The organism is Halovenus amylolytica (genome assembly GCA_004015825.1).
Lineage (GTDB): Archaea > Halobacteriota > Halobacteria > Halobacteriales > Haloarculaceae > Halovenus > Halovenus amylolytica.
In genome coordinates, this window is sequence record SAYS01000006.1 from 54995 (window position 1) to 66765 (window position 11771).

The 11771-nt window shown below is 60.8% G+C and carries 15 protein-coding genes; 9 read left to right on the forward strand and 6 right to left on the reverse strand.

Annotated features, from left to right (window positions below; translation table 11 throughout):
• Positions 1-15: 15 nt before the first annotated feature.
• Positions 16-522 carry a macro domain-containing protein gene (locus tag EOW68_RS06240; RefSeq protein ID WP_128224299.1) on the forward strand — a complete coding sequence of 169 codons (507 nt, stop codon included), beginning with the start codon at positions 16-18 and terminating at the stop codon, positions 520-522.
• Positions 523-612: 90 nt separating this feature from the next.
• Here EOW68_RS06240 and EOW68_RS06245 read toward each other — a convergent pair whose 3' ends face one another.
• Positions 613-1587, reverse strand: coding sequence for an aldo/keto reductase (locus EOW68_RS06245; protein ID WP_128224300.1), 975 nt, complete (start codon positions 1585-1587; stop codon positions 613-615).
• Positions 1588-1850: 263 nt separating this feature from the next.
• On the opposite strand from EOW68_RS06245, the gene EOW68_RS06250 reads away from it, so the two are divergent.
• Entirely contained in the window at positions 1851-2048 is a 198-nt protein-coding gene (locus EOW68_RS06250; RefSeq protein ID WP_128224301.1) for a DUF5800 family protein, read from the forward strand.
• 18 nt (positions 2049-2066) lie between these two features.
• On the opposite strand, the gene EOW68_RS06255 is transcribed toward EOW68_RS06250, so the two are convergent.
• Positions 2067-2618, reverse strand: a complete 552-nt coding sequence (locus EOW68_RS06255) for a hypothetical protein (RefSeq protein WP_128224302.1) — start codon at positions 2616-2618, stop codon at positions 2067-2069.
• 249 nt (positions 2619-2867) lie between these two features.
• Between EOW68_RS06255 and tbsP the strand changes: the two genes are divergently transcribed.
• Complete coding sequence (gene tbsP, locus EOW68_RS06260; RefSeq protein WP_128224303.1) at positions 2868-3686, forward strand: transcriptional regulator TbsP; 819 nt, start codon at positions 2868-2870, stop codon at positions 3684-3686.
• Between the two features lie 47 nt (positions 3687-3733).
• Positions 3734-5419 carry a YcaO-like family protein gene (locus EOW68_RS06265; protein WP_128224304.1) on the forward strand — a complete coding sequence of 562 codons (1686 nt, stop codon included), beginning with the start codon at positions 3734-3736 and terminating at the stop codon, positions 5417-5419.
• Between the two features lie 17 nt (positions 5420-5436).
• Here the strand turns inward: EOW68_RS06265 and EOW68_RS06270 are convergent, their stop codons facing one another.
• Both EOW68_RS06270 and EOW68_RS18535 read right to left on the reverse strand, forming a co-directional pair.
• Positions 5437-6123 (reverse strand): carbonic anhydrase, encoded by a 687-nt coding sequence (locus EOW68_RS06270; protein WP_128224305.1) that lies wholly within the window; start codon positions 6121-6123, stop codon positions 5437-5439.
• A 104-nt stretch (positions 6124-6227) separates the two neighbouring features.
• Entirely contained in the window at positions 6228-6383 is a 156-nt protein-coding gene (locus EOW68_RS18535; RefSeq protein ID WP_431358775.1) for a hypothetical protein, read from the reverse strand.
• Positions 6384-6603: 220 nt separating this feature from the next.
• Here EOW68_RS18535 and EOW68_RS06275 point away from each other — a divergent pair, with 220 nt between their 5' ends.
• Positions 6604-8166: an HTTM domain-containing protein gene (locus EOW68_RS06275; RefSeq protein ID WP_128224306.1), complete on the forward strand. Its 1563-nt coding sequence runs from the start codon at positions 6604-6606 to the stop codon at positions 8164-8166.
• A 69-nt stretch (positions 8167-8235) separates the two neighbouring features.
• A complete protein-coding gene (locus EOW68_RS06280; RefSeq protein WP_128224307.1) occupies positions 8236-9078 on the forward strand; it encodes an aldo/keto reductase in 843 nt (280 codons plus the stop codon).
• A 38-nt stretch (positions 9079-9116) separates the two neighbouring features.
• Here the strand turns inward: EOW68_RS06280 and EOW68_RS06285 are convergent, their stop codons facing one another.
• Positions 9117-9341, reverse strand: coding sequence for a zinc ribbon domain-containing protein (locus tag EOW68_RS06285; RefSeq protein WP_128224308.1), 225 nt, complete (start codon positions 9339-9341; stop codon positions 9117-9119).
• 61 nt (positions 9342-9402) lie between these two features.
• Between EOW68_RS06285 and EOW68_RS06290 the strand changes: the two genes are divergently transcribed.
• Positions 9403-9657 carry a DUF8143 family protein gene (locus EOW68_RS06290; RefSeq protein ID WP_128224309.1) on the forward strand — a complete coding sequence of 85 codons (255 nt, stop codon included), beginning with the start codon at positions 9403-9405 and terminating at the stop codon, positions 9655-9657.
• Positions 9658-9669: 12 nt separating this feature from the next.
• Here the strand turns inward: EOW68_RS06290 and EOW68_RS06295 are convergent, their stop codons facing one another.
• Positions 9670-10140 (reverse strand): carotenoid biosynthesis protein, encoded by a 471-nt coding sequence (locus EOW68_RS06295; protein WP_128224310.1) that lies wholly within the window; start codon positions 10138-10140, stop codon positions 9670-9672.
• A gap of 125 nt (positions 10141-10265) precedes the next feature.
• Between EOW68_RS06295 and EOW68_RS18540 the strand changes: the two genes are divergently transcribed.
• Both EOW68_RS18540 and EOW68_RS06300 read left to right on the forward strand, forming a co-directional pair.
• On the forward strand, positions 10266-10430 hold the full coding sequence (locus EOW68_RS18540; protein ID WP_431358776.1) for a hypothetical protein: 165 nt from the start codon (positions 10266-10268) through the stop codon (positions 10428-10430).
• A gap of 161 nt (positions 10431-10591) precedes the next feature.
• Positions 10592-11695, forward strand: a complete 1104-nt coding sequence (locus tag EOW68_RS06300; protein WP_128224311.1) for a sulfite exporter TauE/SafE family protein — start codon at positions 10592-10594, stop codon at positions 11693-11695.
• The last annotated feature ends 76 nt before the right edge of the window (positions 11696-11771 follow it).

Genomic DNA, 11771 nt, shown 5'->3' on the forward strand with positions numbered 1-11771 from the left:
TGACAACCATTTTACATGGAGTTCGACGTCATCCAGGGGGACATCGCACAGCAGTCAGCAGACGTGCTCGTAAACGCCGCGGGAACGAGTCTCCGGATGGGCTCCGGCGTTGCCGGGGCACTCCGACGCGGCGCTGGCAGCGAAATCAACGAGGAAGCGATGTCGAAGGGCCCGGTCGACCTCGGCGGCGTCGCGGTGACGGACGCCTACGACCTCGACGCAGCGCACGTGATCCACGCGGCGGCGATGCCACACTACGGTGACGGCAAGGCGACAGCCGAAAGTATCGCCGATGCGACCCGGAACACCCTCGAACGGGCAGACGAACTCGGCGCGGAGTCACTCGTCATTCCGGCACTCGGCTGTGGTGTCGCGGGCTTCGATCTCTCCGAGGGTGCACAGATCATCGCCGAGACGATCGCCGAGTACGATGCGAACACACTCGAAGCGGTCTCTCTCATCAGCTACTCTGACGAGGAGTACGAAACAATCGAAGATGCTGTCGAGGGCGTTCGCGGCTGAACGGACAACTCATACTGCCGGCTGTAAGAAACTGAAGAATTGCGCCACCCCAGGGTAGCGCATCTCTTTCCGAATGTACAGCCGGCAGTATCACTCGTGGCCGCTGACAGAGACCGGCTCGTAGGGTGCTTCGAGATACTCGATGTCGCTATCGGAGAGTGAGATATCCAGTGCTTCGACGGCCTCTTCCAGATGTTCGACGCTCGTGGTGCCGACGATCGGTGCGTCGACCCACTCCTTGTGGAGGACCCACGACAGCGCGATCTGGGCCATCGAGGCGTCCTTGTCGGCAGCCAACTCCTGGACGCGCTCGTTGATCTCCTCGCCGTTCCCTTCGAAGTAGGGGTGTTCTCGTGCGTACTCGTCGGACTCCCCGCGGGTCGTTTTGTCGAACTTCTCGTGTGGGCGTGCGAGATAGCCCCGAGCCAGTGGACTCCACGGGATCACGCCGATCCCCTCCTTTTGACAGTACGGCAGCATCTCGCGTTCTTCCTCCCGGTAGAGCAGGCTGTAGTGGTTCTGCATCGTCAGGAACTGATCGAGTCCCAGCCGCTCGCTGGTGTGCTGGGCCTCGGCGAACTGGTGAGTCCACATCGAACTCGCGCCGAGATACCGCACCTTCTCGCGTCTGACCGCGTCGTCGAGCGCGCGCATCGTCTGTTCGATCGGGGTGTCGTAATCCCAGCGGTGGATCTGGTAGAGATCGATCGTCTCCATCCCCAGCCGCTCACGGCTCGCGTCGAGTTCCTGTTCGATCGCCTTCCGCGAGAGCCCGCCCGAGTTCGGGTCGTCGTCGTCCATCTGGAAGTAGCCTTTCGTCGCGACGACCATCTCCTCGCGTCTACCGTCGAGGGCATTGCCGACGATGCGCTCCGATTCACCCTTCGAGTACATGTTCGCGGTATCGAAGAAGTTGATGCCGAGATCGATGGCGCGTTCGATGATCGGCTGGCTCTCCTCTTCGTCGAGAACCCAGTCGCGCCACTCCGGCGTGCCGAAGCTCATACAGCCCAGACAGAGCCGACTGACTTCCATCCCTGTCTCTCCGAGTGTGGTATACTCCATATCTCGCCTCTCGGACGGCGCGAGTGAAAAGGTTCTGTTGAGACTCAAAGACGAACGATTCTTTCTGAGTTCGGATGGACTGAAAACTGGATCTACGACAAGCAAGAAGGTCCCACTCGGCCTGAAAAACCACGCCGGGCGGGACTGAAAGGGGCCGGAGGCTTTCTTGTTGTTCTCGACCGCTCCTCAAGATGCACTCCTCAAATCACATTCTCGATCCCTGCGACCGGGGACTTTTATCACCAACCAACTTACACCGCTGTATGACAGTTCTTTCCTTCGACGAGCACGGTGTCGACGTGGTTTACGAGGGTACCGAATTCCGTCTGGAGAAGACACTCATCGAGGATGCGACACAGAAAGAATACCCCGAGGTTACCGACCACGAGGTGTTACAGATCGTCGAAAAAAATCCCGCCCTCTCGGGCGAGCCGCAACGGATCGCAGAAATACTCGCCTAACAGCTCACAAATTCTCGGTTACGCTTCGACCGATTCGACTGCCTGCTCGGAGACTTCCTGGACCTGGGCCTGGAGGTCCTCGGCCTGATCCTGGACTTCTTCGAACTGCGCCTGCATCTCCTCGACGGCCTCGACGGACTGGCCTTCGAGCTCTTCGTGGGTGTCGTACAGCATCTCCATCTGGTCTTCGAGCATGCTGACGTACTCCTCGCTCATCTCGTCGGCTGCCTCGACACCTTCTTCCATCTCACCGGTGAGGTTGACGAACAGTTCTTCGTGACTTTCGAGCAGTGCCGCGTACTGCTCGTCGACCATCTCACGCAGTTCGAGCACTTGCTCGTCCATCCCCGGCACGTTCGCCTCGACGCCGTCGAGGAAGCTGTGGATCAGATCCTGCTGGAGTTCGACGGCACTTCGCTGGAACGACTCCTGGCTGTCCAGGCTTCCGACCGCCGCCTTCCCGAACTGAGTCTGCATTTCGACGCCCTGCTTGAGCGCGCGCTGTCCCTGCTCGAGTGATTTCCGCTGCATTTCGAACGTCGCTTTGACTGGCTGTGTGTAGTCTACCATTGTGTTGTAATTCTAACTACTCTTCCTGTCTATATAAACCTTTCTTCTATTACCATTGGCTACCATCTGTTGCCACTGGCGGGACTACTCTTCATATCTACACCCCGGGATCGGTCGTCCTCACTGTTTCCACATAACTATAACTTTAGTATAATTATTGGCCAAACAACTCTTAGACGTAATTATCCGGTGAATTAATTGATAGAGCCAGCAAAATTAAGTAGGGTAAATAAAAACACTCTTTACGTAATGGTCCGGAGCGATATACATACAGGAAGTGTCAGGGAGCTGCTACAGGGTGTTCTTGGTGAGGCGTCGGGTGGGCTCTTGCTTGTCAATCCGACACAGCGGACGATCCGGGAACTGGTAGAAACCTATCAGGATTCGGATTCACTCCCTGTCGTTCGGCTTCTCGCTGATGAACAACCGTTGAAGGAACTTACGGAGGACTTTCTCGTTGCGAGTGCGCTCGCAGACCTCGTCGCAGACGGGGCACTCGACGTTCGCATTCTGAGTTCTGTTCCCCGTCATTCGTTGCTTCTCACCGAGGAGTTCGTCGTCTCGCTGGTCGAGGGCGAGGAGATGGTCGCCGGGTTGACGACGCGTGAGGGGGCGTTCGTGGATTCGATCCACGCCGAGTACGAAGACCACTGGTCCGAGGCCAGTGAGTTCTCGTTCCGGACACCACCGCTTTCACACATCCGGGAGACCCTCGAAGCCGACATCGGTTCAGACGTCGTCGAGGATTTCGACCGCGTGCTCGAAAGTCTCGACACCGCCAAAGGTGACGGCAACGGACTCGACGAGGTGACGATCGCGTTGCTGGTCGCGGCGAACAACGGCGAACTGCTGTACGATATCAGCCGCTGGGGGGAAGATATCCGTCTGGCGAGCAAGGCAACCTTCTCCCGAAACAAGAACCGACTCGAAGAGGCCGGGCTGATCGACACGGAGAAAGTGCCGATCGACGTCGGCCGTCCGCGACTCCGGCTGGTGCTGGCGAACGGTTCCTTACAAGAGTCCGACATCGAAGCTGTCGCCGAGCGTGCACAGGAAGAACTCGCGTAGCCGACCGTATCACGGGCTTTTTGCCCCACCGTCGTCTCGGCTAACCTATGACAGTCGGGATCGTCGGCTCCGGACCGGCAGCTGCAGCCGCCGAAGCCGTCCTCGCGGACACAGAGACAGTCCGTACGGAGTCGGTCGGCGACCACGCCCTTTCGATCGTCACCGGACAGACCGGTGATCCGGTCTTCAGACGGGCCAACGAACAGGCACTGGAAACGGCGAGCCCGTGGCTCGCCGTCGAGATCGGCGGGATCGGCGGCCAGTCGTTCGTCCAGGCGAGCATCTCCGCATTTGGCCCCGAATCGGGCTGTTACGAGTGTCTCCGGGGGCGCGTACAGGCCAACAGCGCCCGTCAGGAGGAGCTGACCGACGACGGTCCGGCACACACCGAACGGTTCGCCGGTGCTGTCGCCGCCCGCGAGGCCGCCCGCTATCTGCAGGGCACGGATATTTTCGGACAGGTCGTCACGTTGCCCGTCGAGCGGCGACCCTTTCTCCCGCTCCCGAACTGCGGCTGTGCCGACCCCGTCGACCGGGAACTCGGCCGCGATCACGTCGACCGGGGACTCGACGAGTCGCTCGCACGCGCGGAGCAGGCACTCGACGAACTGGTCGGCATCGTCCAGGAGGTCGGGGAGGCGGAGTCGTTCCCGGTTCCGTACTACCTCGCGCGTGGCTGTGACACGACCGGATTCAGCGACGCGAGCGCTGCCCGGGATGCAGCCGGCGTCGCGATCGACTGGAACAGCGCCTTCATGAAAGCACTCGGCGAGGCACTCGAACGGTACTGTGCCGGCGTCTACCGGACCGAGCCACTCGAAACAGCCCCACCGAACGAGATGAGACACGCAGTCGACCCCTCGGCGTTCGTCTGCGAGGGTAACCCGGATCCGACGACACCGATCGAGTTTGCCGAGGGAGAACATCTCGCGACACGCGAGCGCGTCTCGCTGCCGGCGGAGTTCGTCTACCATCCGCCACCGGCCAGCCGGTATCACTCCCCGGTGACGACCGGGCTGGGGCTGGGCAACTCCACCGTCGAGGCGATCCTCGCTGGGCTGTACGAGGTACTCGAACGGGACGCGATGATGCTCTCGTGGTACTCCACGTTCGAGCCACTGGGATTGCAACTCGACGACCCGACCTACGAGACGCTCACCAGCCGCGCTCGCTCGGAGGATCTCACCGTCTCGACGCTGTTGCTCACACAGGATGTCGACGTCCCCGTCGTCGCCGCGGCTGTCCAGCGAGACTCGTGGCCGAAACTCGCCTTCGGGACGGGGGCTCATCTCGACGTCACCCGGGCTGCCAACTCGGCGCTGGCGGAAGCACTGCAGAACTGGACGGAACTCCGTGGGATGGGTGCCGACGAGGCCGGGAACGCACTGGGTGCGATCGGACAGTACGCCGACGAGCCGGGTGCGGCAGCCGAATTCGTCGATCACGATGCCGCCGTTCCGGCCGACTCCGTCGGCCCGGCCGACTGTCCAACTGGCGAGGCCCAGCTCGATGCCGTCCTCGACCGGGTCGACGAGACCGGACTCGATGCCTACGCAGTCCGTCTGACCACCCGCGACGTCGCAGGGATCGGCTTCGAAGCTGTCCGTGCGCTCGTTCCCTCGGCACAGCCGCTGACGTTCGGCTCACACACGTTTGGGGAGCGCGCTGTCTCGGTCCCCGAAGCGCTCGGGTTCGAGTCAGCGCTGGAGATGGACCATCATCCGTTCCCGTAAGACTGGCCCCTTCCTGGCTACAGCAACCGCTTGGCGTACTCTGCATACTCCGCAGGAACGAGTTCGTCCAGATCCTCGGTGTCGCCGTCGGCGTTGACGAGATACGCCCGGCCGCGCCGGTCGCCGTAGACGCGCTGGAAGTCGTAGACGAAACCGTACACCGTCACATCCTCGGGCACATCGTTGCTCTCGATCAGAAATTCTACCTGTCTGTCGACGTTGAACTCGACGAGTTGATCGACCAGACTCACGTCACGGTCCGGATCGACCCGGTCGTCTTCGAGGCCGTCCTCGACGACCGGCTTCAGGAGGCTGATCCACTTCTCGACCCCGGGCGGTGTTTCGGCTTTTCGCCCATTCTGTACGGTATCGAGTGCGGCCGTTATCGCACCACAGCCCGTGTGCCCGACGACGAGTGCCATCTTCGTCTCGGTATAGGCCATCGGGTAGAGCATACTGCCATCGACGACTCGCTCCCCGTCGTGGCGGTCCCAGACCTGGTTGCCGATCGTACTCGGGGTGAACAACCAGCCCGGTGTCTCGACGGACCACATCCCCTCCTGGGCGACACGGGAATCCGAACAGCACATAGAGACTGTCGCAGGCTTTTGACCCGCCTCGACATCGGCGAAGTACTCCTCCGGAAGTGAATCGACGTGTCTGGAATTTCGTTCGAAAAGCTCTACCAGGCTCGTTACTGACATACCCCGAATAAAATACTACTCCAGTTAATATCTGTGGACTCTGTCTCGGGGAATATTTGATTTTCTATCACGGCGTCGTCGGGGGTGGTGGCTACTCGGTATACTCAGGGCTCGTGTCCGATCGTAATATCACCGAGACTGGTGTGACAGTCGCCACACCGGTACTCTCTGACGATACCGTCCGAGCTCAGTTCGACGACGTCGCTTCCACAGTCACAGGCGTTGAGCTGTGAGGGTGGTGAGCATCGCTTCCAGTTCATCATCTGTGCTCCGTCGTGTAGCAACTAAACGTTGTTTTCACTTTCAGTGACAGTAGTTTCGACGCCCGAACATGTGGGCGTCTCGCCATTTTCGGTCCTTATTCGACGTTTCGTCTTCGTGTGATTTCTGTGGTTGCTCTCTTCGAGTGACCAAAAAACATACATCCTGTATCCGAATAGGAGGAACCATCTTCCTGCGCTGGTGTTTCATCTTTCATTCATGACTCCACAAGGCGACCGCTCTTCGAGGCAGGCTCTCACTGCCGGTGTTCGCAGGCTCTGGGCGCAACTCGCACCGATCCGTAGCCGGATCCACGCTCGTGCAACCGTCGAGACGCGATCGCTCGCCGCGTTCCGGATCGCACTCGCGACCGTCATCCTGGTCGATCTCCTCCATCGCTCCAGACACCTGGCGCTGTTTTACACCGATCAGGGGGGATACCCGGTGGCTGCCTACGAGGTGACCTACACCGAGTACACCGGCGTCTCGATCCACGCCCTCTCCGGTGCTCTGTGGTTCCAGCAGTTCATGTTCTTCGTTGCGGGGTTGTTCGCGGTCGCGATGCTCGTCGGCTACCGGACACGTCTCGTGACGTTTGTCTCCTTCCTGTTGCTTGTCTCCCTGCACGCCCGCAATCCGGGCGTTATCAACGGCGGCGACAAACTGCTCCGGCTGTTGCTCTTTCTCGCGGTGCTCCCGCCGACCGGTGAGCGGTGGTCGATCGACGCACTCCGACGCGGGACTGCACGTGATCACGTCGCCAGTTTCGGGACTGCTGTCGTGTTGATCCAGCCCGTCGTCGTCTTCACACAGAATGCCATCCGCAAACACAGGGGTGAACAGTGGTACGCGGGTGAGGCCCTCGAAATCGCGCTCTCGAGCGACGCGATGCGGATCGGGCTGGGGAACGTGATCGTCGAGTATCCGGCACTGCTGACGGTTCTCGACTACGGCTGGATCACGCTGCTCGCTGGCTCCTCGGTGTTCCTGCTGCTGACGGTCGGACGGCTGCGAACACTCGCAGCACTCACCTACATCGCCGCGTTCGTCGGGATGTTGACGGCGATGGCTGTCGGCCTGTTCCCGCTCGTGTTGATCGCATCCGTTCTGCCTTTCCTGACGGCGCCGTTCTGGGACCGGCTGGCTGCTCGTGTTCCCGCACGCTGGGTCGATCGGCTTCCCGACAGCGACCAGCTCGGCCCGCTCGGCAACCCACCGTTCGAGCGGCGGCTACTCGACAGACTCCGGGAGCGCGGCCACACCTCGTTTGTCACGTTCCCCCGCTCCCTGCTGACTGTGTTCGGAGCCCTGGTATTCGTCTGGATACTGCTGTTTTCTGCCAGCGCTGTCAGCGGATACGAGGTCCCCGATCGGATCGACTACGATCACCTCGATCAGCAGGACTGGGGGCTGTACGCACCCGATCCGCCGACAACGTACAGCTGGTACGTCGTCGAAGCGGAGCAAGAAGACGGGAGGAGAGTCGACGCGATCGACGGCGGTGCTGTCGACTTCGACCGGCCACCAGACGGCTCGGCCGCCTACAAAACGTTCCGCCATCGCAAGTTCATGCGGCTGGTCCGGAGCTCCGGACAGGGTCACACCTCGTCTACCGTCGCAGATAGCTACGGCGAGTGGGCATGTAGACAGGCCAACGACCGGTACGACGGGGCCACAGAGCGTGTGACCGTCTACCAGCTGCTCCAGTCGATCCCACTCGATGGGCGCTACGAGGAGCCAGACCGGCGTCTCGTCCTCCAGCAGGGCTGTGAATCCACCTGAACCGACCGCGCTACCTCCCGGAAACCGCCAGATTCAGTGTCTCCCCAAGAAAACCTCCACCGAGAACCGATGACTCGAATGCCAACACAGACATTACCGACAGGTGACGAACTCCCCCAGCTCGGCTTTGGCACCTACGCGCTCGACGGCGAAGAAACGACAGACGCTGTCAGAACCGCCCTGGAGGCGGGATACACGCACATCGACACTGCGGAGGGGTACGAAAACGAGGCGGAGGTCGGCGACGCGATTGCCGACGTCGACCGCGAAGAACTGTTTCTCACCTCGAAAGTCCTGCCGAAACACCTCGGCTACGACTCGCTGATCCAGTCCTGTGAGGCCTCGCTGGACCGACTCGGAACAGACTACCTCGATCTCTATCTCATCCACTGGCCGAATCCAGCCGTCTCGTTGCGGGAATCGCTGGATGCGATGGAGACGCTCGTGGATCGTGGGCTCGTCCGTAACGTCGGCGTCTCGAATTTCACAGCCTATCAGCTCGACTGTGCCCAGCACATCTCCGACGTTCCGATCGCGGTCAACCAGATCGAGTTTCACCCCTGGTTCCAGCGTCCCGACCTCGTCGAGTTTTGCCAGGAGGCCGGTGTCGTCGTCGAAGCGGCGGCACCGCTTGCCCGCGCCGAGGTGTTCGAGGACGACCTCCTCCAGGACCTCGCCGAAACGTACGACCGATCGATCCCGCAGATCGTCGTCAACTGGGCACTCCAGCACGATATCGTCGCTTTGCCGAAATCCTCCTCGCCATCACACATCCGGGAGAACTTGGACGTCTTCGACTGGGAACTCGACGCCGAGGATCTCGCAGCGATCGACGAGCGGGACCGCGAGTACCCGGTCTACGATACGCTGACACGGGACTGGTCGAACGACACCTACGGTATTCCGCGGTGAACCGCCTCGGCTTGCTCCACCTGTAGACCGTCGGCGGGTCACCCGAGGAAGATGTCGACTGCGTTGCCGGAGGACTGGCCCTTGTACAGTTCGGAGTAGCCACAGCTGGTACAGGAGATGACGGTGAAACTCCGGTTCTGTACGTCGAAATACTTCGAGAGTCCGGAGCCGGTCGTCGAGATCTCGTCGACTTCGGTCTCTTCGTGTCCACATTTCGGACAGCCGTGCTCGTCGTGGTCGAGGGGTGAGTCAGGGCGACTCATACGTTCCATTTCATAGTTCACCGACAAATTCTTTTATGTTTTCTGGACTACGTAGTAGCCGATGATCGAGATCGTGTTTCTCCTCGTGGTGCTGTCGCTGCTCGTGGGTGGTCCGCTCCTGTTGTATCTGGCGATCGACCGGGAAACGTCGGACCCGACGGTGGTGAACCGTTCGGAAGCCGAACAGATCGCACAGGACCGCGGTGGTCGCCCCGAAGCCCGTGAGCGGCGTCGGGAGCAGGAGACAGACGACTTCGGTGAGTGGGGCACTGACGACGAGTGGGGAGCGTCGCGAGACCGAGACGACCGCCGGTAACTGTCCCCCCGACTACAGCACAGAGAGTGCGAGCCCCGCTGTCGTCGTACTGATCAGCAGCCAGCCTGCGAAGTTCCACCACGGCACCGCCCGGTATCGGGGGCCGGGCAGGTCGTCAGTGTACGTCCAGTACCCCTCTTCGACACCTCTGTGATCTGTGAGTAGATCGTACGTCGTTGCGAGTCCTGTGGCTGCGATAACTGCCGGCCAGCCGCTGGTCACGAGAAGCACGGTCCGGACGGCGACGTAGACGACACCGGTCCAGCCGAACAGCACGTACAGGGGAACGCCGGCCAGTTTCGGCCCGATGTGGTGTTCGAGCCACCCCAGATGTACGACGGCGGCTTCGGCGACGAACGCGACGACTGCGCCACCACCGAACAGCGCGAGCACTGCGCTGGTCGGCCACGTCAACACGGCGTGACCGAGTGCCAGCGAACCGATGCTGACAGTGGCGAGTGCAAACTGCTTGCTGTCTCTCACTGCTGACCTGTTCGGCCGGATTATACAAAATCCCATAGGTACAGTGGCTGGTCTCGGCCAATCGTTCTGTCTCGCTATCATTCGCCGCTACAAACTTTTTGTCACCCACGCTCCCGGTTCGAGCCATGAAAGCTGTGTTCAACGACGAGTCGGAGAAGTGGCACTTGCTGGGTGCACGCGGCTGTGGCGCCCGGCCCGATGGGGAAACGCTCGACGCCGCCTGGTCGAAAATCCGGGATCGGGTGGAACGGGACACCGGCTCCCGGTGCAAGAACTGCGACTGGCCCTGAACGCTCCTGACCCTCGCTTCCATTTATCATTATTTTTCACCACATGAATCTCACATCTGTCCTGCATTATGGCGTATAACTTCGGACTATGTGAACTATTCTCGGATAGTCGCAAAAACAACACATAATTAACTCTCGATGGGTATGCACGAACACCCTCAATGGATTCCCGTTCCAGCTCGACGCGACTGCAGCTATCGTTGCTCAAATACCAGCACATTCTGGTTTTTCTGGCGCCCGTGTTGTTCGTGGTCGGCGTGTTCTTCGCCGCGCCGACAGGAGGTAGTTCGGGGGCTGCCTACTGGCTCGAATACTGGTGGCTGTTCCCGTGTTTCCTGCTCGGTGCGACGATCGTCAACACTGTCGGGATCAGTGGCTCGGCGCTTTTCGTCCCGTTTTTGATCTTCGTCTTTCCGGTGTTTGCGTTCGATCTGGAGCCGACGACGATCGTGAAAGTCGGACTGATAAGCGAGTCCTTCGGCCTTTCCAGTTCCGCGCTCGCGTTCATTCAGTACGGACTCGTCGACAGACGGCTGGCACTGTCGCTCGTCGTCGGTTCGATCCCCTTCGTCGTCGGCGGCGCGTTACTGTCCTTTGTCATTCCGGAACCGCTGTTTCAGTTCCTGCTCGGCTGTGCGTTGCTCGCCTCTGCCATCCTCCTCCTGCGTGCGGATCTCGACCACGGGGAACCGGGCGCTGGCTCGGACGACGCCTCGACAGCCCAGCAAAGCGTCAAAGCGGATGGTGGTGTCGAGGAAACGCTCCCGGACGACGACAACAAACTCGGCCCAGCAGGGACCTCGACGGACGACGAGGGTGTCGTCACGCGCGTCGACCGGGACGGCGACGATTACCGGTACACGCGAGTTGGCTACCTGGAGCGATTCGGTAACTACAGCATCGGCGGCACGTTCCAGGGGCTGGCCGGCTTCGGAATCGGCGAACTCGGCATCATCTCGATGCTGCGAACGTCGGTGCCGGTTCGTGTCGCCATCGGTACGAACCACATCGTCGTCGCTCTGACGGCGGTGCTCGCCTCGCTCGTCCACGTGTTCGGCGGCGGGCTGGTCGGTGGTCACTCGATGGATCTCGCCTCGACGCCCTGGAATATGGTCGTCTGGACTGTCCCTGCGACGGTGACCGGCGGCCAGATCGCCCCCTACGTCGCCTCGGCGCTCGATACCGAAATCCTCAAACACGGTCTCGCGGTCCTGTTTGCGCTCGTCGCGACAGCACTGTTCGGTATCGCTGTCGGCGGGCTGTAATTGGCATCGCGCGTTTCAGCGCGAGTTTATTTTCGCCACACGTTCGACTGGGTGGGAAAAGAGGTATGCCACCTCC